This window comes from Bacteroides sp., assembly GCF_030151085.1.
Taxonomy (GTDB): Bacteria; Bacteroidota; Bacteroidia; order Bacteroidales; family Bacteroidaceae; genus Bacteroides.
In genome coordinates this window covers 26,687-49,156 of the sequence record NZ_JASLER010000053.1, presented here as the reverse complement: position 1 = coordinate 49,156, position 22,470 = coordinate 26,687, and the positions used below count along the sequence as shown (strand labels likewise).

At 41.1% G+C, this 22,470-nt stretch carries 24 protein-coding genes; 1 reads left to right on the top strand and 23 read right to left on the bottom strand.

The features are described from left to right. The first annotated feature begins 153 nt into the window (after positions 1–153). Complete coding sequence (umuD, locus tag Q1W14_RS10360) at positions 154–618, top strand: translesion error-prone DNA polymerase V autoproteolytic subunit (protein ID WP_300701331.1); 465 nt, start codon at positions 154–156, stop codon at positions 616–618. A 15-nt stretch (positions 619–633) separates the two neighbouring features. Here the strand turns inward: umuD and Q1W14_RS10355 are convergent, their stop codons facing one another. The 23 genes from Q1W14_RS10355 to Q1W14_RS10245 all read right to left on the bottom strand — a co-directional run bounded on the left by Q1W14_RS10355 (position 634) and on the right by Q1W14_RS10245 (position 22,460). Continuing rightward, the gene (locus Q1W14_RS10355) at positions 634–1,260 is read right to left on the bottom strand and encodes a hypothetical protein (RefSeq protein ID WP_300701330.1); all 627 of its coding nucleotides are present in this window, start codon (positions 1,258–1,260) and stop codon (positions 634–636) included. 166 nt (positions 1,261–1,426) lie between these two features. Then, entirely contained in the window at positions 1,427–1,816 is a 390-nt protein-coding gene (locus tag Q1W14_RS10350) for a hypothetical protein (RefSeq protein WP_300701329.1), read from the bottom strand. A gap of 221 nt (positions 1,817–2,037) precedes the next feature. Next, positions 2,038–2,367, bottom strand: a complete 330-nt coding sequence (locus Q1W14_RS10345) for a hypothetical protein (RefSeq protein WP_300701328.1) — start codon at positions 2,365–2,367, stop codon at positions 2,038–2,040. Positions 2,368–2,474: 107 nt separating this feature from the next. Next, positions 2,475–2,921, bottom strand: coding sequence for a DUF6808 domain-containing protein (locus Q1W14_RS10340; protein WP_300701327.1), 447 nt, complete (start codon positions 2,919–2,921; stop codon positions 2,475–2,477). Next, complete coding sequence (locus Q1W14_RS10335; RefSeq protein WP_300701326.1) at positions 2,918–3,313, bottom strand: structural protein P5; 396 nt, start codon at positions 3,311–3,313, stop codon at positions 2,918–2,920. The genes Q1W14_RS10340 and Q1W14_RS10335 overlap by 4 nt, the downstream gene beginning before the upstream one ends. Continuing rightward, a complete protein-coding gene (locus tag Q1W14_RS10330; RefSeq protein WP_300701325.1) occupies positions 3,310–3,786 on the bottom strand; it encodes a phage holin family protein in 477 nt (158 codons plus the stop codon). Before Q1W14_RS10330 ends, Q1W14_RS10335 begins: the two co-directional genes overlap by 4 nt. A gap of 101 nt (positions 3,787–3,887) precedes the next feature. Next, positions 3,888–5,516, bottom strand: coding sequence for a hypothetical protein (locus tag Q1W14_RS10325; RefSeq protein WP_300701324.1), 1,629 nt, complete (start codon positions 5,514–5,516; stop codon positions 3,888–3,890). An 11-nt stretch (positions 5,517–5,527) separates the two neighbouring features. Then, positions 5,528–5,698 (bottom strand): hypothetical protein, encoded by a 171-nt coding sequence (locus tag Q1W14_RS10320; RefSeq protein ID WP_300701323.1) that lies wholly within the window; start codon positions 5,696–5,698, stop codon positions 5,528–5,530. 2 nt (positions 5,699–5,700) lie between these two features. After that, entirely contained in the window at positions 5,701–10,794 is a 5,094-nt protein-coding gene (locus Q1W14_RS10315; RefSeq protein ID WP_300701322.1) for a hypothetical protein, read from the bottom strand. Further along, positions 10,791–11,207 (bottom strand): hypothetical protein, encoded by a 417-nt coding sequence (locus Q1W14_RS10310; RefSeq protein ID WP_300701321.1) that lies wholly within the window; start codon positions 11,205–11,207, stop codon positions 10,791–10,793. The genes Q1W14_RS10315 and Q1W14_RS10310 overlap by 4 nt, the downstream gene beginning before the upstream one ends. Further along, positions 11,204–15,529 (bottom strand): tape measure protein, encoded by a 4,326-nt coding sequence (locus tag Q1W14_RS10305; RefSeq protein WP_300701320.1) that lies wholly within the window; start codon positions 15,527–15,529, stop codon positions 11,204–11,206. Before Q1W14_RS10305 ends, Q1W14_RS10310 begins: the two co-directional genes overlap by 4 nt. 14 nt (positions 15,530–15,543) lie before the next feature. After that, a complete protein-coding gene (locus tag Q1W14_RS10300) occupies positions 15,544–16,248 on the bottom strand; it encodes a hypothetical protein (RefSeq protein ID WP_300701319.1) in 705 nt (234 codons plus the stop codon). A gap of 123 nt (positions 16,249–16,371) precedes the next feature. Next, complete coding sequence (locus Q1W14_RS10295; protein WP_300701318.1) at positions 16,372–17,070, bottom strand: BACON domain-containing protein; 699 nt, start codon at positions 17,068–17,070, stop codon at positions 16,372–16,374. A 5-nt stretch (positions 17,071–17,075) separates the two neighbouring features. Further along, positions 17,076–17,480, bottom strand: a complete 405-nt coding sequence (locus tag Q1W14_RS10290) for a hypothetical protein (RefSeq protein WP_300701317.1) — start codon at positions 17,478–17,480, stop codon at positions 17,076–17,078. Next, positions 17,477–17,935, bottom strand: coding sequence for a hypothetical protein (locus Q1W14_RS10285; protein ID WP_300701316.1), 459 nt, complete (start codon positions 17,933–17,935; stop codon positions 17,477–17,479). The genes Q1W14_RS10290 and Q1W14_RS10285 overlap by 4 nt, the downstream gene beginning before the upstream one ends. 2 nt (positions 17,936–17,937) lie before the next feature. Further along, positions 17,938–18,261, bottom strand: a complete 324-nt coding sequence (locus Q1W14_RS10280) for a hypothetical protein (protein ID WP_300701315.1) — start codon at positions 18,259–18,261, stop codon at positions 17,938–17,940. Beyond that, positions 18,258–18,572: a DUF6706 family protein gene (locus tag Q1W14_RS10275; RefSeq protein ID WP_300701314.1), complete on the bottom strand. Its 315-nt coding sequence runs from the start codon at positions 18,570–18,572 to the stop codon at positions 18,258–18,260. Before Q1W14_RS10275 ends, Q1W14_RS10280 begins: the two co-directional genes overlap by 4 nt. After that, positions 18,569–18,886, bottom strand: a complete 318-nt coding sequence (locus Q1W14_RS10270) for a hypothetical protein (protein ID WP_300701313.1) — start codon at positions 18,884–18,886, stop codon at positions 18,569–18,571. Before Q1W14_RS10270 ends, Q1W14_RS10275 begins: the two co-directional genes overlap by 4 nt. Before the next feature lie 10 nt (positions 18,887–18,896). Next, entirely contained in the window at positions 18,897–20,015 is a 1,119-nt protein-coding gene (locus Q1W14_RS10265; RefSeq protein ID WP_300701312.1) for a hypothetical protein, read from the bottom strand. A gap of 11 nt (positions 20,016–20,026) precedes the next feature. Continuing rightward, positions 20,027–20,614 carry a head fiber protein gene (locus tag Q1W14_RS10260; RefSeq protein WP_300701311.1) on the bottom strand — a complete coding sequence of 196 codons (588 nt, stop codon included), beginning with the start codon at positions 20,612–20,614 and terminating at the stop codon, positions 20,027–20,029. A 2-nt stretch (positions 20,615–20,616) separates the two neighbouring features. Then, complete coding sequence (locus tag Q1W14_RS10255) at positions 20,617–21,258, bottom strand: hypothetical protein (protein WP_300701310.1); 642 nt, start codon at positions 21,256–21,258, stop codon at positions 20,617–20,619. Between the two features lie 298 nt (positions 21,259–21,556). Next, entirely contained in the window at positions 21,557–22,084 is a 528-nt protein-coding gene (locus Q1W14_RS10250) for a hypothetical protein (protein WP_300701309.1), read from the bottom strand. Positions 22,085–22,097: 13 nt separating this feature from the next. After that, positions 22,098–22,460, bottom strand: coding sequence for a helix-turn-helix domain-containing protein (locus Q1W14_RS10245; RefSeq protein WP_300701308.1), 363 nt, complete (start codon positions 22,458–22,460; stop codon positions 22,098–22,100). Positions 22,461–22,470 lie beyond the last annotated feature (10 nt).

The following is a 22,470-nucleotide window of genomic DNA, read 5'->3' as shown; positions in this document are numbered from 1 at the left end:
TTACATATATAATTATTTGCACCAAATTTGCACTTTCTTTATTAATTAATTGTACCATCTAAATTTTCGTAAGTCATGGCATTTATTTTAGGACAAAGATAGTATTTATTGCTAAAAAGAACCAAATTCAATGCTCTTTGTTTATCTATACCAATGAAAACAATAGAGATACATAACATAGATTTATCCACAAGTCTCCCATTGCAATATGCAGATGAAGGGATTCGTGCAGGCTTTCCTAGTCCGGCACAGGACTACATGGAGCAAGCCATTGACTTGAACAAGGAACTTATCAGACATCCGGCTAGCACATTCTATGGGCGTGTAGTCGGTGACTCCATGAGGAACGAAGGAATAGAAGAAGGTGATATTCTTGTTATTGATAAATCTCTCGAATTACAGGATGATGATTTAGCAGTGTGTGCTATCGACGGAGAGTTCACAGTAAAACGTGTACGATTAGAAAAGGATGCAGCTTGGTTAGTTCCGTCCAATCCGGATTATCCACCGATTAAAGTTACTGCAGACAACGACTTCATTGTGTGGGGTATTGTAACATATACAATTAAAAAGAATAGGAGGAGAAGGAGGTATACAACTGCATATATTTTGAAGTAAAGTATTACATTCGATTTATTCATTCCATACTTGATCAGCAGAGGCTCCATAGTCTTTTGTAACTTCAGGGTTGCCATCGCCTAACAATGTAACACATGTTCTGCATCTTTTTATATCTTTACCAACATCATTAGAGCCAGCATAATAACCGTCATTGTATATAGGACGTCCCTTTTCTCTTCGAGTCATTTCAGAAACTATTGATTTTATATTAATATCTTCTATAATAGGTGGGAGACTTGCTCCAAATCTAGTATATAAGTCATTTACTGCCATTCCTAAAACTTTTGGTTCTGCACAGCAAAATTTGTCATTATTGGGAAAATCTGCAGGTTTTTCATAACCATCTAACAACTTATTTGTTTGAGGATGCTTCTTGATTCCAGCTTCAGTCTCTGCTGGAGTTGGATTACCTGATGTAACTGCTTTTTCAATATTTCCACTAGCCTCTCCATCCTTATATGCCATATTGATGCTTGCAGATACTGTCATACATTGACGAACATTAGAAATGGAATTAACCAATTTTAATTGAGAATCGAATTGTGACCTATTATCTCTAAATTTTCCATTTTTCTCCCTATTAGAATGAGACATAAAAATCTTGCATTGTCTCTGTTGTTCCCTACCATATTCTCCCATACCACATAAATTTAAAGTAATGGATAAAGATAGGAAATAGGAAATTAGCAAGCAAATAAACTTTCTGAACGACACGAAATGGGGTGTGAACGACATAAAAGAGAGAATTAATAAAAAAGAGGGTATGCCAAAAACCCTCTTATCACAACTGCTAAACGACACTCTTTTAGGATAAATCAACTAAATGATAATCATTAACAGGGCTTATTTCAAACCCTTCACTTAATATTTTGACAACAGGTTTTGCATTATTGAATTCTTTATAAGCATAATAAGAGAAATGTTGAGTATTTATTTTATCTCTCAACTCTTTAACCATCTGAGTGCTATCTTCATCTTCGTGAGCGGTAATAGCAACCGCTTCTTTTACAATCTCGTTAATAGATATCTTAAAATTATCAATATATTTGCTTTGACAATGTTGAGCCATAATACTCTCATTGATAAATCTCACAATTATAAGACAACATGAATCAATATGCGTTCCAGCTGTCAAATCATCACCAACTGATACTTCTTTGGGATTGTTAACCTCAAACAATAATATATTTGCCATAATATTAAAATATTTTATTCCTACTCTCTCAAAGGCTTTTCGGAACCCGCCTATAAATTAATTATCTCTGTAAGCTTACGATGCAAAGATAAACCAGTGAATAGAGAAGAGGAAATGCATTTTATGAATGAAAAGAATGTTTTGTGAATGACAAATAAAGGAAATGTTTTTGAAAAAGGGCAAAGAGAAAGGCAGCTTATTGGGCTGCCTTAACTATTCTCTCACTCAATAATGCCGGCAGACTTTAGTAAACCAACAAATGGGCTTTGCTTTCTATTAATGAATGGTTTGACATTTTGAGTATTGATACATTCCAGATCGCGAGCTTGCCTGAATGCGGAAATAAATTGATTCTTACTAATAGATTCTCCTTCCGTAGCTCTATTACTTCCTTCCTTGCCTCCTTTGTATTCTATAGAGTCACTTATAACCTTGGCATTGTATTTAATATCAGTGGTAGACAAAAATTGTTTGTTCTTATTGATATAAGCTACTACTACATTCCAAACCTCATTGGCTGGCATTCGTTCATATTCCTGTTTAACTTTCATGATATCTTTTTTCGCAAAGATACTAGAAGTTTAATCATGAGCATTAAAAATCTCAGAATCTTTCGACCCGAGGCATCTCTTATCGCTATAAAATGACTTCTACTTCTTTACCACTGCCACAAATTATAACTCACACCAACGCCGACATAAACCCCACTTGGATAACCATATCCGGCTTGTAATCCAAGCCCCCATCGCTTCTTCTTCTGAATGATGGTATGATAAACATCATTCGTCACAGTCTGATACACGGTCTTCGGAAACACCTGCAAGCTATCCAGTCTCGGACGATACCCACTCACCCACGCCCGGTAAAGACTATCTTCGTAATAAGCCTGTTCACGCTGCACAACCGTATCACCGATCTGTATGGTGTCATTGGTGAATGTAAGGAACATCGCTATCGGTGCAGAAATAAGGATGGTATCATATCTAACAACCGTCTGTATTTTCGTCTCAGTTCTGATCGTTTCCTTTGCTTCTTGTGGACGGAACCAAGCGACTACACATGCTATGAGCAGCAGTACTACTAATATCCAAGGCAGAGCTTTCATAGCAACCTCCATCCTTCTTCTATATCTGCCATCACAGCCGGCACTCCGTTCTCAACGAGTGAAATAGCAGCAGCAAATGCACACATAGTACCCATATCGTTAATATCGGGTATATAGCTAGTAGGAACCTGCATTTCTCTGCATACACGACTAATATAGCCCGATGTATTATTCTCTGTAGCTGGCGCCCAACGGTTAATGAAATCCGCTATCGTTTGGCAACCCCATTTAAGACGGTAATTCTGTAAAGTACGAATCAGTGCGCGATATCCCCATTTCATTTCAGTAAACTGGAAGAATGATTTATCTTCCTGATTTGCCCTTAGTCCCTGCCATTTATCCTTAGTTATACGGATGTTTCCGGGGTTACAATTTCTTAAACCTCTACTCATTTAGTTTCCTCCTTTTCTCTACATTTCATATACTCAACTACAGCAGCAGCTATCTCGGACGGGTCTGTTTTGTGTTTAGCAATCTCGGCAACAAGAACAGCTACATCCTTGTAATCACCCTTTACCTTCTCGTCAGCCTTCTCGTAGATGGATTTCAATTCAACCAATGAGATACCAAGTGCGCCAAGAAGTGTAACTATCGGGAATATAGGTATAGACCATTCATAATAACCGTCCAAATACCATACACCACCCATCTGCATGACATCGATCACTGTCAAAGCAATCAGAGCATTGTAATAACGGGCAATCTTGTCAATAGTCTTCTTGTACATAAAACTGGATCGTATTTCACCACGTATCTTGGCTTTACGAACGCCACTCCATAGGTCAGCTAGTATCATAATAAACACCTCGATATAGATGCCGAAAAGCATCCAACCGACTACAAACAATTCATTTAACCCTTTCATTTTCCTTTCTCTATTTAATTGTTAATACTACCTTTATTGCATCATTATCCTATTGTTTTACCCTATCTTATTCGCTATGAGCAGAACAGTTTTTTTATTTGTTACTCCGTTTTAATATTGACGGCTGTTGCTGTAAATGTCTCGGATGCCTTATCGAATGTAATCACTAATAAGCCTCCCAATGCACCACCAAAGAGCCCATAACCAACCCCGGAAAACATTACAGTCATGCTTCCATTTTCCTCAAGACCATATATAATGGATATCTCAGTTCTGCATTTTGCTAAATCCATCATTCCGGTAATGATAAACCTGTTCCCGTCATTTGCCGCCTTGATTATCTCTTTCAGTCCACTTTCACCGCCTAATGCAGCACTAATCTCAGCAGAAGTGGAGGAAGCCATTAAGGAATAAAGCCCCATATTCAAAGGATAGCCTTTAGGGTAAATCTTCCGACTGCTGAAAGATGGCTTGAGCATGCTACCTTGCAACTCCATTTCGTAGTAAATTGAACTTTTTAGACCTATCCCCGGTACCGTACATCCTATGCCCACTGAAATAAGCGTGCTTATTTTCTGAAATGTTATACTAACAGGGATAGATATAGGTTTAATACTGTTTTTTAAGTCTATAAGATAAAAACACTTTTTTGATTGCAAGGCTGTAAAAATGTCTTCAAGTGCACTTTCCCCACCAAATGCAGTAAGTATTTCGGCAGAAGAACTCTCGTCTGTCAAGTCAAGTATTGCAGATGGCAAGATATAAGTGTTGTTTGACCCACCACCTCCTAGCCCGGCTTCCAGTTTACCGATGGCATCGTTAATAGTATCATCCACGGTAATTGCAGAATAAGATGTTTTCTTGGCATAGTTAACCAAGGAAACCGACTGACTCATATCTTCCGTGCTAGGATAGTTATACATATTAGTAGTAACCTTTCTCGTTAACAAATCGACCATCCAATCCATTCTCCTCATAGTGCCACCGTAAGGCGCAAACACAGTAAGGATTATATAGGCTTCAGTCAGTACGGGTGTGAACATAGCAAAACCATCCCCTGTATTGGTACAAGGGAATCTGCCATTGATAATATATTCTTTTAACCTGTTGATATCATCTGTAGGCAGTGTATCATCCGACCCGACATTGTTGATTATATCCGATACATCGACAATATCCGACAAAGACCATGCGCCACTTTTGCGCACATAGGACTTGCCATCAAGGGGAGCGTCGGCAATGCCACCGCCGGAGCCTGTAATTTCGATATTTCCGACACCTACGATACTATTACCATTAATGGTCTTTAAATTTGTTGTCTTGACGAAATCACTGTCATTATCCAATTCGCTTGTTTTGGACGGTATTGTTGTTGTAGATGGTAACGCACCCACTTCCGTAGCCGTATATTCGGGTTTTGAGCCTCTGTTAACCCAAGATGGCTTATTCTGTACATGATCCCAGTCCACCGGATCAGCCACTCCGCCGCCACTGCCACCGGTACCATCCTTACCTTTGGGTATGCCAAAGTTGAGCTTGTACTTCGGATTGCCGGACGCGTCTTCGCCAGCACGCACAACCGTAGATGTCGCATTATCCCCAGCGGCAAGCGTTGTTGTTTCTCCTGTTTCGAGGACGGGCGTCTTGCCCGAGGAACCACCTTCCGGCATGTTATCGCATTTCTTCAGCAATTCATTTGTTTTTGCAGTAGTATAATCCAGTACTCCCATATTTGTTGTCTTTAAAGTTTAATATCAAAATCAAATTCGTAATCTTGTCCGTTTGTTATCGTGTCAACCTTGATTACAAGGCTGTCATGGACTGTATCACCATCCACCAAAGAACTGGGAACAATTCCTGTACATCCGGTCATGGATACAACAAGCAATACCGTTACCATAATCTTTTTCATCACTATATCTCCTTTAATGAAATGTCCTTCACATTGACAACGCAGCCTGTGCCCGGAGGAATGAAGCAAACATACAGGGAGTCGTTCACCGTGCTGTCACGTCTCGGAGTAAGGTCAAGGATAAACTCTTTTGCAACCGTCGTCACTTCATCTCCATATATAATTTCATTCTGAAGCGTAATATCGCTTTCCAGTTCACCAGTGGACGTATTGAATGTGCCTATGCCGGCAATAGCTGTAGCCGTATAAGAAGGAGTGATTGCTGTAAAGCGGAGTCTGTATTTATGACCTTTCAGAAGCTTACTTCCAAGATTCCCCTTATTGAAAAGCACCCATCCGGTATTATTTATCCAGTCTATATTTGTACCCATATACGACATTTGCATTTTACCATTCGATACAGCTACATAAAAAAGACCGGATGTGCCTTGCTTGTATTTAGTGATATAGGTATTATCCTGTAAATTGGTGCCCAGAAATATTTCATCACCTGTAACGGCATATGCTTCAAAATATGCCGTCAACGTCTTGTCTCCGTCCCACGTCACATTATGGGATGCACTGCCTTTGTCCGACCATTCTACAAAGCGATACCCGCTACCCGGTATGGCAGATACGGCTCTCACTGTACCAGCATCGGCAATGCCACCACCCGAGACACTGCCACCACCAACAGGTGACGCCTTCAAGGTTACAGTGTATCGCTGGACTTGTAACTTAGTGAAATAGGCGGTGACGGACTTGCCCGACTTGTCCCATGTCACAAGATGCCTTTGGGCGCCACCGTCACTCCAACGGTCAAACTGATACCCGGCATTAGGGAAGGCTTCGACATATTCCGTTTCCCCTTGGTTCCTCATCAACAAAGGAGAAGGTGACGGACTGGTAGTACCACCTTCCTGCGGAGAGCAGGATATACTGACTGTAATGACAGTTACCACGCTGTTTGTCACAACCAGAGTGCCGTCACTGTTCTTTCTTATGCTTCCGGCTCCGATGTCCTCTGGTCTGAGACTCAGAAAGCTGTTACCCGAACCGAAACCGAACACGAGTTGGTCGGGAGATGCGAACAGCGTCTTATTACCCGACCTCATATTCAGTTCCGGCATGCCTGTAGTCTGATTCACCGCAAGCCGCATGACATCCGCACCATTATACAGAATTCTCAGATAGCCGTCAGATATGATAACTTCCGTGTTCGGTCCGATCGAGTGCAAAATGCCCTGCAAGTCAACAGAACCGTCTTTGTAAACAATGAATTTATCATTGATATTTAAGGATGATGCTTTGATAGCGCTCGCTATCAAGGCAGTAGTAACAATCAAATCAGCCTCGATTAGAGACGTATTTATCTTGCCGCCTGTTATGAGCGTGTTACCTTTAACTGCGGCAGACTGCATGGCTGCATAGTCGGCATAGCCCATTTGCTTTGCGACATCATTCTTGGCGGCAACAGTAACTTTCTCTATTTGTGATACCGCCTCCTTTACTGCATCAGAAGCAGCCAATGCACGAATCTTCTCCTGTATAGATTTGTTAGCATTCTCAATAGCTGTCTTCATGGCGGCATACGCATTACTGAACAGGGTGTATTTAGAGTCTACGTTATCCTTCTCCGCATTAGTCGTCTTGCCATCTGCGATGGCGGCTTGTATAGCGGCTATCAGATTGCTGACGGATGTCGTGAAATCAGTCTTGGCGGTTGACAACCCGGTTTTGGCAGTACCTTCAAGAAACAAATTGGAGTACAATACGTCATAGGTCGCCTCCACTTCATTTTTAGTGGCATTGACCGCATTGATATATTTCTCGATAGACTTGGCTTCCGCTTCGGAAATAATTCCGTCAGCAAAGGCACCATCAACATACTCGTTCAAGTCAGAAACGGCAGCACTGGCATTATTGGCACTTTCCATAGCCGTAGATGCATTATTGTTCGCTTCATCTGCTGCTTTCTGCGCATTGTCAGCATAAGATTTCAGTTTGTTCTGAATGGACTTGTTCGCTGATTCTACAGCTTCATAGAAAATGCCATAAGCCTGATTGAACAGTCCGTATTTCGAATCAACATCATTCTTTTCGGCAATTGTAGTCTTTCCGTCGGCGATAGCGGTATTAATCGAGTTAATCAGTGTGGTAGTAGCATCTGACAAGGAAGATTTGGCATTCATCAAGGACACTTTTGCAAAACCTTCAAGATAAGGGTTCGAATACAACTGAAGATAGCTTGAATCAGCGGTGGACTTTTCGCTGTTGACGATGTTAATGTACTTTTCTATTGCCTTGGCTTCGGATTCGGAAATAATGCCATCCGCAAAAGCACCGTCCACGTATTTATTCAGATCGGTAACGCTACCCTGTACTTTATCGGCTGATATCTTGGCATCGGATGCAGCGGATTGAGCGTCTTTAATGTCTTCTTGTATGGCACCTATATCGGGAGCATCCGTAAGATTCTCAAATCCTGTAGAGCCGGGCTTGATAACCATCTGTCCGGTAAACAGGTTCTTGTCGGCATTAGGAGATATGACGGTCACCTCTCGACCTTTCATGGAGAAGTTGTTTATGCCGGAATAAAGTTTAATACTGGGTGCATCCTCATCATATGATGAAAGGAATACAACGTGCTGCCTGTCCTTATCGGTGTCATTGCCGACTGTGACAATCGTATCACCAGCCAAAGGTATCATACTGCCGGTATCGCAGACTGTCTTGGAAAGGTCGATATAATCGGAGCCGGTTCCGGTAACTCTTCTCCAATAGTATTGGTTGCTCACACCGGTAGATACCCCCGACTTGACATTGAACTCACGGCATTGCGCCAAATCACCTACAGCAAATTCATTAACAATTTCTTTTTCGCCGTCGGTCTGCTTGAAATAACAACGATAAGCGGTTGAACCGTCAAATACAGGTGCAAGCAACTCCTCATTGTTGGAATCAAGCAATTGATCGCCTGTACTGTCATATAGCGGTTCATTGTTAGCCGCAACTTCTTCTACTTTAATGCACTCCATTCCAGCAGGAGAAAGGACAACACGACCACCTACATGCGAAAGATGCTTGATTTCGAGCATCTCAAAAACAGCTTTCAGACGGAAATAGGCTTCGTCAACCTCAAAATAGGATTTTCCCGTTTTGGGATTCACTTTTAGGAGATAGCCGGAACCGAATGGACCTGAAGAGAAATCGGGAGAAGTGATACTTGATACATTCTTCAATTCGTCAAAAATAGCGGTAACAATGCCTACGTCATTTACGGTAATGCCTCTGCCATTCTTGCCAAGAAGTATGCCGCTCAGTGTCTTTATCAACCCCTCTACCGTCAACTCACCACCTATTTCTAAGGAGTGATCGGTACGGTCGTCGGCAGTCTTATTTAAAAATTGCCTCAATGCCCTTTTAGCAGAATAAGCATTCCTGTCCGTTGCAGGTGTGCTGTCATTCGATGTAATCAGATACACTCCGCCTCCCCCACTGCCTACATAGGTCTGACCTTTGTAGGTGAGTGATTCCAGCTTATCTTCAATATCACCTATACGGGAATAAGAAGCCGTCTCACCAATAGTATATACAGGAGAATCCCAAGGATAATCAAGGTTATACTCAAATCCGATGATACGGGATTGGCGGCTACCAGTCTCGAAGAAGGCTTCATTGATAAGGTTTACCTTGTCTCCTGCTTCAAAGAGTTTGGGAGTGCCGTCCTCGTTAATCATACGATCAGACATCATCTTACAACTGTAAGTAGAAGGGTCTATCTTTGACTTCTCTACATACTTCTGAGCCTTTTCCTTTAGTTCTTGTTCTGCTGCCGGGATCATGGCGTCAGAAACAAACTTGGTATCGAATCCTGAAAGAATATAGGTATCAGCAGGTACCAATACATTTCCTTCCATGTGTTCACCTTGTGGACGAAGTACTTCATCAGGTAACGGACGCCCGTAGTCTTCATTACGTACAATCTCCCATACCTGAGCGAGTGGATTCCAAGAGCCGTCCTCGTTCTTTTCGGGTTGGGCTTTCTCACCACCTTCTTTGTCGCATGGGTTGAAGGTAACAGCAAACTCCATACCGTTGAGTGATCCGGATTGAAAGACAATTTTCAGTTCTTGACCAGGAAGAACATAATCTTCTGAGAAAGTAATACCACTATCTTTGAATCGGTAAGCGTTCCACTTCTTGATTACATCCGGTTTGCCTTCTTCCTCTATTTTATCCGTGTACTCATGGGTGGTAATATCAGAAACCGTGCCAATGCGCTTGGGATATACATCTTCGAATACTACTATATCCTCGATAGCTTCTTCGGTGCTCATGTCAGGATAAGCATCAATGTACGGAGTACCAACAGGGAGCATCAATCTTCTTTGTACTACACCGTTCACAACTACACTTTCGTCAACAGGGCGATAATTGGTAGGGATGTTTCTTGTAGAGCCGAAAGCGTAGACACGGGTAGCATAAGCCGTTTGGCTATCACTTCTATCCATTGTCTCTACGTTGTCACCTAGCTTAAAATCTACGGCCGCACCGAACTCACAACGTCCGAAATGAATTGTATGGTCCGTTACCCACCATTCGCACTCCCAAGCTTGCGCAAGATTGGTGAGAGCATCCAGCATGTTAACGCTGTCATAGGTCATTAACTTGGCTGAATTCTCTACTGTACTGTCTATGTCAAACTCAAAATTTCTTTCTCCATATTTGTAACCAAGAGCTTTAAGATTGCGGAGAAATACACCCATCTGTACATCCAGTGAAGCAGTGAGGTTCCAAGACGCTTCTTGCCCTCCAACTTCCGGTGTTAATTTGAATATCTTGTTTTTCCATTTCCAGTAATAGGCATCCAGGCGAAGTTCATAGTCATATCCACCTGTCGAGTTATTGAATGTAGGCTTCTGTAAATCCACAAGTTCAAATCGCCCGAAACGGGAATCCTCTACATAGTCACCTAACTTAAAGTATATAGGGGTATCAAGAGAGAACTTCAAAGTAATGTAGTCCTCTTTTTGGAGGGTGAATTTACGTTTACTTCCTTCATTTATCGGAGTGGAGAAACGTACTTTGCCGGATATGTCTTTGATGTCTATCATAAGTTTCTATTAATAGGATTAGGTTCGTTCAATTTGAGTACAAACTTTCCTATCCCCTGCATGAATTGACTAAATTGTTGGCATGACAAATAAATTGTGTGATATACCACGCCCGGTTGATACTTGGTTTTAATATCAAGTATACCAGTAGCTAATTCCTCACAGAAGCTATTATATCTTGCAAAGAATATATCTTTATCAGATGCTATGAGATTTATCTGCAAAGTCAAAGCCCGTTCATCAAGCTTTGGATTGGAAGGCACAATTCTCTTTCCATGCTCTAACCTTGATTTATTCTCGATTAGTTCTTTATTAGGAACAGGTGTCATCAAGGCGGACAATGCGGTATCATCCAAGCTGATTCCCCAAGTAGTGTAGGCATCTTTACCATTTATGAATAATTCTCCTGTCATAATGCTTTCTCTATATTTTTATTAATGCTATCAAGTTTGTTTCCGAAAGTCTCTAACATCTTCTTTGTATAGCCAGATATATCTTCAAGATAGCTATTGGAGGATATCATCAAGTTTTTAATCTCAGTAAGAGTAATACTGTTATTGCTCACCGATACAGATATGATGTTTACATATACGAGCATGGATAGCATTGAATTCTTAATTTCCTCATTGGATATCTGCAAGGCAGTGAAGCGTCCGTTGAGTTCTTCGCCAGTATCTTGGGACATAGTTTGAAAGCCTTTTTTTGTTGCTTCTTCTTGAGAAGATGAATCAGGTTTGAGTATATCGAATCCCTTATCTGCTGCCGACTTCTGATATTCTTCTAACAAGCGATTAGCTAATTCTTGCTGGTCAACGGCATCACCTACAAGATTATTGAGAATCCCAGTCCATTTTTTGAACTTATCTTCATCAGATAGTCCAGTACTCTGCATAATATCCATCATCTCCTTTTGAGCCTTTTCCATCAATGGGGCGAGGGTAACAGAATACACCATCTGCTTAGCAAGCGTTTCAAGCATATCAGAAACCGAATCTATAAACGTTTGTGCCGCATCTGTCCCACTCACAAAGGCATTTACAAGGGCGTCGGTCATTGATTCACCAAGGCTACCGAAGATATTTGTCATGTAGCTATTTAATTCATCATAAGCCGCTTCTGCTTGATTAGCAAGGTCAATCATGTTTTGCAGGGCATTTTTACTATCATCGGACATTGTACGGGTATTGATAATTGTTTCAGCTAAACTCTTATCAAACTTTCCGTTAGCATCTACCAGCTGCGGATACACATCAAGTATTGAGGAGTAAATATCTTTCCCTTTACCCCAACCGAACAAACCGGTCTTCTTGTGCCCAGTCTTGATTTCGATATCAGCAAGCCCAGCATAAGCGTTCATCATAGCACGCTGAGCCTGTGATAAAGTATCTACCAGTCCATTTTTAATAGAGAAAGCATATCCACCTTCATACTTTCCACTACCTCTCAACTCATCATTCAAGTCAGCTACAGCTTCTTTCATGACCGTTACAGCATTGGCAGCTTTACCATAGGTATCAGTACCGAAAATAGTAGCGGCTTTCTCATACTCCAGATTCTGTTGCATCAGAAGAAGATTGTACTCTCTTTGTTGAGCAATGGTTTCATTCATTATCTCCCTAAGAGCAGCCTTATGGCGAGCGTTGGCTGCAAATGCTTTCCCAATGAAGTTGGCCGCTTCACCGACTGCGGCTGCGATACCACCAACAATACCACCTTTTGCGAAACCTTGCCCGATGTTAGAGATTGCGTTCATTGCATCTTGAACACCACTCATTGCGTCAGCAGCTCCGGCATTGCCCATTTCCTCAAACATGGAGGAAAGACTGCCAGCTACACCTCCTACCATATCGGCGGCTACCGAAGCTGATTTACCAATATCTTGCATACCTTCGGAAACTTCTTTGAATCCTTTGGCAGATTTCAACTTGGCTATTCCTTTGGTGAAACAGTCAAATATTTCATCCCATTCATTGGTTTTACCATCTCCCTTGAGTAGATTATCAAGTCCTTTATTTAGTTTATCCAGTTCTTCGGGACTTTTCTCAATAAGTGCTAATTGTTCGGGGGAAATAAACGTAATACCTTTCGCATCTCCATTGCCGGATAGGTATTCACGTAATAATTTAGCCTGTTCGATGAGCTTCTGTAAGTCGTTAAAGGCCATTTGAGAAGTATCACCAAAGAGGTTCTTCAAGAAAGGGTTGTCTTTCGTTTCCTCTGTGGCTTGAGTATCATTTACCTGCTGAATACCTTCTTTTATCTTCTTTTGAACTACTTTAATGGCACGGTCTATCTCTATGGAATTCTCATTTGTCCGCTTAGTTTGGAGTTCGGCTATATCATCGTTGCCTTCCTTTTCGATGGCTGTTCTTTGGGCATCGAAGTCACGATACTTTGCCAATAGGTTTTTAAGTAACGATTCGGTGTCTTTTTCCTGCTTCTGATAAGCTAAAGAGTATTCTTTATCAAACGTTTCTTTCTGTTCTGGAGACAATGAGGTGGTTTTGGGAGTAAACTTTAACCCCTTCTTTTCGTAATCCGGATTATCCTTTTCCCACTGTTTGCGCTCTTCATCCTGTAGCTTTTGGAGCAAGTCCCGTTCTTCTTTAACTATCTCTTGATAACGCTTATCATAGTTGAGTCGGATTTGGGCAAGTTCTTTCTCTGAACCTTCGTCCATCAGGTTTATTTGCTGCTGTTGGATATCCATTTCAGATTGGATAAGGGCTTTTTTTCGCTCTTGGACGGATTTTTCTATTTCTTGGGTGAGCTTCTCTCGCTCTTTGCGCAGTTTCTCGGAGGCGGAGTCTTGCTTGGAAGTGTTGGTGACGCCACCTAAATCATTGTAAGCTTTTTCCTTTTCACCTAAATCCTTTTTAGCCTTGTCGTAGTCTTCTTTCGACTTTTTCTTTGATTCTTCAAGTGCTTTTTGTGCTGCCTTCCATTCTTTTTTAGCAGTATCATAGGCTTCTTTGTAAGTTTGAGTTGACTTGCTTTGAATTAGTGAAGCGACAGTTGTATCAATATTGGCAAGTTGCGCTTTAGCATTATCAAATCGTATCTGTACGTCAATAGGAATAACACCGAAACCTGATTCTTGGATTTTACGTTGCTCTTCTTCCAGTGTAATCTTGGCAGAAAGAAACTCTTGCAAAATTTGTTCACGGTTATTCTTCGCTTCCATTAATTTAACTTCAACGGGCTTTGCGTTTTCTTCTGCTTCTTTTTTTAGTCGATTATATTCATTAAGCTGTTCTCTATATTTTTTCAACTCCAACTCAAGATCTTCTTTGTCACCACTAAGTTTTTTCTGCGTGAAAAAGCCTTGGTTATTACCCATACTCATTTTTCTATTGAGTTCATTGATTTGGTAAGTGATACGACCGACATTAGCAATGATATTCTCATAGTTCATATTATCTCTTTCCTCATTGAGCACTTTTTGCGATTTAGCAAGTTCAAGCGTGGCAAGTTGTTCACGAGTATATGCAGCAACCAGTGCGGGAGAATAACGCTGCAACTCTTCGTATGCCTTTATCTTAGAGTATTCTGTTTCTGTTTCATCTTGGATAACTCGAATAAGTTCTTCAATCTTCTGTTTGCGTTCTTCCTCTTTTGATGCAAACCTTTCTTGCTCATCGTTAAATTTACGTTGAGCTTTCTCTGCGGATGTTGCGGAATCCCGAAAAGCCCACATTGCTGCAACAACTCCGACAATAGCAGTAGCTAACAAGACATAAGGATTTGCTTTAGTCACTACATTTAATGCTGCTTGAGCTATCTTTAGCTTCTCGGTGATTACAAGTTTTGCATAATCAAGAGCTATATCTCTGGCTTTCCATGCATCGAGAAGTATAATTGCAGTTCGATAAGTCCCATATACCCCAACCAAACCCGCAAGAATCTTACCAACAGTTTCATAATTCTCTACCAGTGATGTAGCAGCGGAAATACCAGCAGAAGCAATACCTTGTGTTTCCGTTCCAATCTTATTGAGCATCATATCCCACGCATCGCCAAGATTACTTATCTGCCCGGTGAGCGATGCCGATTGTTTCTCCATCAGATTATAAAACTGCCCATTTGAATCCGTCATATTACGGATAACTTTTTCTACTGCTGGAAACCCAATCTTCCCAGCAGTAACCATCTCGTTGATTTGTTGTTCAGTCTTACCAAGTTCAGCAGCCAATTCTTTCACAAGAGGAATACCACGTCCCATGAATTGACGTACATCTTGCGTGAATAACCTGCCCTGAGTTTGAGTGGTGCCGTACAAATAAACTAAATCACCAAGAGGAATAGACAAACCAGATGCAATATTTCCCAGACGAATGAGAGTATCATTCACCTCTTCGGATGCAGTTCCATAAGCAAGCAGCTGTTTTGCGCCTTGTGATACGCTTTGTAGATCAAAAGGAGTTTTAGCGGCGGTTTCTGTGAGTTGAGCCATCAAAGCAGATGCTTTATCTTTGCTTTTCAGCATAGTTTCAAAAGCAATCTCAAGCTGTTGGAACTCACCGCGGACTTTTACAATATCATTGATTAACTGAGTAGCAGAGAAACCAATCCCTAAAGCAGCGGCTCCTTTTGCTAACCTATTGAAGTACGCTTCTATTGAGCCTGCTTCCGATTCGATTTTCTTAGAAGTCTGAGAAACACCCTGCCTTGCTTCTTCTAGTTTACGAAGAAAGTTACTATTATCACCTGTTATGTCAAAATGCAATCCTGCCATAGTACTATGTATTTTTACTCATTCAACATTTGTCTAATAAGATTCTTGTTCTTCGGGTCATCCCCATTTATCACCTCTCCTACACTCATCCCGAGTTGCTTTCGTTCTTCCTCACTCAGATAGATGGTAGTAATAGCATCAGCCATGAGCATTTTCAAATTAGCATAACTGATCCCCCACACGACATAATCCATTGACCAACCATAACGCTGGCATGCGAAGTCTATCAATGTTCCGTAAGTACTATTTCCTCCGAACGTGACACTACTACTATCGTTCTTAATTTTAGCTATTCTAGCACGCTCTACACGTTCTTTGTCTATTCCGAAGTAGCTGATATAGGATTCTGTGTTGTCATCAGAGAGAACAAGTGTAAACAGTGTAGCAAGTTCTTCGACATCGAGTTTGGAAAATGCTTCGGTACGCTTATCAACCTTTCTGTTGTCAAGTATATCTTCCTTCCGGTTGAATGTGTTGTAAGCTAATACACGGCATACTACATCTTTCTTCTCTGTACACAGGCGCATAGCCTCCAAGTATGGATTAGTATAAATTATCTTTTCGTTAGCCTCTAAGCCCTTGAGTAATCTTGCAAGAAGATATGTCTTCCCAAGTGTGGGAGGATAGATACAAAAACGCTGTTTACCAACATTAAAGCCTATCTGCCTTTCAATGATGGTATCAGCGATGTTCATTTCAAGCAATTCTTTATCTTCCATGATGTTGAATTTAATTAGAGCGGTTTCCTGGATTCGAACCAAGACTTCAAGTCAGAGTGACTTATGTACTACCGTTATACGAAAACCACAGATGCGGGATGCAATATATTATCCCGCATCACTTTATACACCTGCTTGATATACAGTGACAACGGAGGTCTTTCCGTCAGCAGTGATACTGATATTCGCAGTTCTAAGAGCGCCAGTATTAGCAGCTGTTTTAACTGTTACAGTCTTTGAAGCAACGGTAACAGTCGCCCACGATTCACTTGATACAGCAGAAACAGTACTGGTAGCAGTTACAGTGATAGCCTTTCCAGTAGTATCAGCTTCTTTCTCAAATACCAAAGAACTTGGAGTTACTGGTAGTTGTTGTGCAGTATAAGGCTTCACCTGATTGCCTGTTTTAGGTTTCAGGACATCAGCGGTGTATTTCCATTTCTTACCTTCAGCGGTGTCGAATGTATCTTCAACTGAAACTGTTGAACGCTCTATCAGGAAGCCTTCGCATTCTGGGTTCTCAGGAGTCAAGCGGAAAGCATATTCTCCTTCTACAACACCATCAACGTCTTCGATAGGTTTAGTACGTCCAAGAGCCGCACGTACTTCAAACTCGAATACATAGGTATTCTTAGCATATTTCACGGCTTCGTTCTCACCACCTTCCACTTTTGCTTCTTTCTTTTCGCCTTTTGTAGGTGTCAACTTTGTGGAGTTTTCTACTGGGTCATAAGCTAACTTAGTCCACGTTGTAGGTGCAGAACCATTAGCTCCACACTTACCAAATTCAATTGAGGGCTTACCCCATGATAATTGTGCCATAATCTTTATTCGTTAGATTGTTTATACAATAATTTATTGTTAATGAAGTGCTCGTCTTTTCCGTTCACTTCTAATACACGTTGTTTAGAACCGGATGAATCGACTCTGAATCCATTGCTACGGCAGTTAAACAAAAGTTCATAAGATAGCTTGCAAAGTTCTCTCAGTCTGATTGATTGTTCTTCTGCTTGACCGTCTCGCATATCATCAGGAACGTAGATATTCACATTCACAAAGGCTTCTTGAATCTGGCCGCTACCATTATCAAGTATGGAAATGACTATATCCTCCTTGTCTGAATTGGAAGGGCGTTTCGTCTTCTTCAACTTACCTGTCACGGCTTTTTCAAGAGCAGAACCTTTGATTACCTTGTAGATATCATCCTTGATTTCAATGTCCGACTTCATCATGCAGCTATTCTCATTATTTGAGTTTTCAGTTTAAACATCATAGATGGGAGTTGCTGTCTTGCAAACAGTTCAGCAGATGCAAGCACTACCTTGTTGTCGAGAGCTTCAACACGTTCAGCGTAATTCATACCGGCAACTACAATCAGAGCGTAACCAGTAGAGAATTTAGAAGCGAGTTCTTCTGCAAGTTCTTTTCCTTCTTTAACTCCTTCAGTTCCTTGCTTTACCTGGTTGAATTCTGAATACTGAATGATTTTACCTTCATGAACGATTACATAGCCAATGGAGCTACGAAGGTTTCCTGATTGGTCAAACCAGCTTGATTCCTGAGGTCTTTCTTTTGCTTCTACAACGCATTTATCACCGAGTTCAGACAATGTGACTATGATAAGCTTTTCTACCCGTTCAGCTTCTGCCCGGATCAAAGTGTTTATCTCATTCATTGATGTAGTCATTCTTATACCCATAGTTTTGCATTTAATTGTCCCCGGTGAAATCCTTGAACTTGTTTCTCTGCAATCGTACTCCTATTACTTAAAAGGCGAATAATGTCACCGATCTTAAACTCTCGGCAATTCTGATCCAAATAAACCACATACTGATACACATAAGTCTTACCATCTTCAAAGGCTATTGTTGTCGCTTTTCCATTAGGCTCAAATCGGCAAGGGATGTCACCCTCGAAACGAAATTCCCCTGAATGGTAATCACCGTTTTCATCCTCATATCCTTCAGATAAAACTTGGTATTGTAATCTATGTGGTCTAAACTGTGGAATCATAAGAATCTACAAGTATTTTTGTTTGTCAATTCGTCTTTCAATCCGTGCTTCTTACACAGAAATGAATAGTAAACCTTAATGCCTTCAAGGTTCCATGATACAGAAACACCGCCCTCTCCTATTGATGAGGGTCGAAGCAAAAGAGAGGGGATGAACTTCGCAATCGCCACCGTAACCCGCGTATGATAATCCTGGTTCATCTCATCCTCTCCGCTTATCTTAGAGCTCAGACACACGTCCAAAAGATCAGCTTCCGACAACTGAATGCCGAAGGTCTGAAACTTCTGGGTTATGTAGTCTTTTACCGTCATACTCCTAATGCGTCTTTCAGTTTAGCAGCTGATTCTTCGTCAAGCCCCGCAACCTTTTCCAAAAGAGTTTTCTCACCCATCGTTCCAGTCGCCTGAGCACCGACGGACTTCAACGCTTCAACCAAAGCCTTTTTCTCGAACTCTTTTTCAAAAAGAAGAATACCAACCGGTTTCTTTTCTTCAACTGGTTCAGCCAGTCTACGACTTTTCAAGTCCTCGACACGGGCTTCGTCCTCGATTTCGATTACTTGTCCCGGTTGATACAACTGCTTGGTAAACTTGTCCTGAAATTCACTGATTACTTTTACTTTCATAAGCACCTCCTTATCCCTGTGGGATGTTATTAATGGTTGATAAATCGAAGTTCGTAATCAGGTTAGGATTGCTAATCTGCGGAATCCACTCTGCGGTATATTCCATGTAACGACCGTTCTTGTCACGGTAGTTAGAGATAAGCATCTGACCGTCTGCCTTAGTGTAAGTACGTCCCTGTACGGGGTCGGTAGCTTCATACGGAGTATGATGGCGCATATAACCGATTTGGTCGGAAGGTAACAGAGAAATACGGTTATCCGCATAAATCTGTACGTTCTTACCTGTCTGGTCTTTTACATAATCCTCTTTGATGTCGATAGCCGGAAGTCCGATACCTGTAAAGACCTGAGAAGCCAAAGCGGAAGAAATCAAACCTGTACTCAAGTTCATTTCGTTAGAGCCAAGAATCATCTTGTAGCTTTCACCAAATTCAGAAGAACCAAGAATGTTCTTATTGAACGTGGCACGAGTCAAAACCATCTTCTGATAACGTCCGTAGTCAGGGGCGATTTTATTCAAGCTTTCTCTCAAATAAGAGATAAACTTATTCTTTCCATCTACAACCACATCGGAAGCTGCCGGGGTGATAAAGTTGAACGGAAGTTCGATTTCCAACAAGTCCGGTGCATTCTGTTCGGTCTTGGCAGCATCTTTGTTCTTCACAAGAGCCGAACCCGTCATAATCAAAGAAGCCACAACAATATCCATACGCTTGTGAGCGGCAAGCATCGTCTGACGGAAGTCGTCTTGAATGAAGTTTACAATCTCATTCATGGCGGCTGCTTGGTCGGCTGTCTTGGCTTGGTTGAACTTATCAATCAAGTCTTGAAGTTCAGAAAGACGGTCGATAGACATTTGGTAAGCATCACCCAAGTAGGCGATTTCACCATATCCCGAACCGATGTTTCTACGTTCGCGAATCGGTTTCTCTCCGAAGCGGGAATTGATAGAACCTGCCATCACACCGGAAATCTGACCGATGTAGTCCTTGAACACACGGGTAGTCACCTGCCGGAAGGTAAGATACTGTTGCCAGTAAATTGCGTCTTTACGTGTCTGATTAACACGTTGGATGATGGCACTTACAATACCAGCATCACTAAATAGGGTTTCAATAGTCAAAAACATAGCTTACCTCCTTATTCGTTAAATTCAAACCAACCTTTCAAGTTCTCTTTGTCGTTCGTAGAGAACGGCATCACCAACTTATCAGGCTCAATTTCTGCGGCAGTACGAAGCAATGCCACCAACACGATACCGTTTTCCACTTTCGTTCTTTCATAAAGAGCGGAGTTGGCTACGTACTTCTGCTTCAATCCGTCAACGGCTGCAGCCTCGAAAAGAACAGCACCCTTTACAACAGCTTCACCGAAAGCGGATTCGGTAGTCAATACGTCATAAGCCTTGTTAGACTTGTCGATAGATGCAACCTTTGCCCCCTTAGAGCCGTTACCGATGAACATACCAGCATAAGCCAGTGAGTTTTTAGCTACCTTGATAGCCACACCGGAAGCATACGCTTCGATTACTTTCACATTTCTAACCGGATAAGCAAACTTGTTTTTCAAGTCTGCGTAAATCGGCACAAAAGAAGGAAGATGGCTTCCCTCTACCAAGTTCGTTGTTACGAGCTTGAACGGTCCACGTCTGCGGATTCCGGTCTGAACGTCATAGCGTTCTTCCGTTTCCACAGGCGGAACTAAATCATACTTAAATCCTGATGCCATAATTAATTCTTGTTTTGTTCAACAATAGTTTTTGTCCCCTCGTTAATCATATTGGCGATAGATTCTGTCTCCGTTTTAATCTTCGCATCTGATGTTTCAGGAGGAACTACTCCGGCAAAACCTTCGTTTTTAAGCTCCTGCGCTACATCCTTGAAATAAGTATCCAAGTCTGCATCTTCGGGAACTGAGTAGCGTTTTGCCTGAGATTCGGGAATACCGTATTCCTTCGCCTTAGCCTGAATCTGCGCACCCCGAACGGTTTGCGCTTCTTTCTGCTTAAATCCCGCCAATTCAGTAGACAAAGGTTCTACTGCTGCTTTTACAGCATCAGCAATCATCTTCGCCATATCCGGCTGAACAGGATTGGGGTTCGGGTTTGGATTGGGATTCTCGATTGGTTTACCGTCCTTTAATCCGTGTTTCTTCTCATAGTTAGAGACTGCGGAAGTCACAGCAGAATTAGCCCGGAAATCACCGTAATTATTAACCACGTCCGTAAAGCTGATACCCTCCACGATGGAGTTTACTTGGCTTGCGTCCGTTACACCCTCTGCCTTTTTAGTGGCTATTCGGGTCAAAGTAGCAGTGTCCACACCCGAAAACTTCGTTTGTAGCCCTGCTAAGATTTGTTCTAAAATTGTCATACCGTATGAATTAGAAATTAAAATTCAATTTGTGAGAGTAAAAATACCTACAATACAGATGATTGATAAATATTTAAAGCTCCCATACCGAACAATAGATAAAAGGTTCGGTATTCGGTATAAAAGTACTTAGGAAGTAGGTGGAAGGGAAATAATTAAACGGTGTAGATTTCACCAAAAGGAGATTGTGAAGAAATAAATAAAAAAGGCATGAATAGCCGAAACCTCACGCCTGAATTTTGAATTTAAAAGTTCTGAATTTATAAAGTAGCAGATTATAACTCTGCTCCGATATTCTTTATAGCTTTACTCCAAGCTCTTCTCCTGTAATATCAAAGTATAGATTTTGAAGTTGATGAAGATATGTACAAGGTTTATTATTAAGCACAGGATCCTTAACTTCAAAACTCACATCCTTCAAGTATTCTGTATACAATGCATATACCCCCTTTCCTTTCTCGCAATAGAAGCATAAATAATTATTCGATTTTATATCATTACTCTTATGGAAATATAGTGGTAATATATAAGTCTTTCCATCTTTTATTTCCTCAAAACCGCACTTTAATAATAATTCATTAGTTAAAGGCAACGGTTCAATCAATTGATATACGTAAGGGTTCGTACTAAATATGAGTAGATTACGATCTATATTAACTCCTTGTTCTATTTTGCCCTTATTTATACATAATCCTAAGCCTTCTAAACTTGCAGCTTCTTCTTGAATATCAAACACTCTTTTTATTTCAAGATTTTCATAATGGGGATTATTTGCTAATACATAATTCCCTTCTCTGAGTTCATTAAATTCTATCAAATCTTTCATACTCTTATTCTATTTAAAACCCTAACATAGCAGCCGGAGGTATATTCAATACTCGGCAAAGTAATCTAGCAACTTTCAAAGTAGGCTCAGAGCGTCCTGCAATAAAGTCATTGATACGTGAAGGACTTATTCCAATCTCACCAGCTAGCTGCTTTTGGTTCATTCCTTTTTCTTCAAGTGATAACTCTATCAGTTCTGCAACCGTTGGCTTTTCGATTGGATAGTGTTCCTTTTCGTATGCAATAACGATATCAGACATAACAGATAGCTCCACTGCATTCTTATCATTTGCAGGGGTGTTATCATCAACCATTGGCAAAAGCTCCTCCACTCTCGCCAGTGCAAATTCATATTGTTCTTTCGTTACTTTAGTCATATCATATATC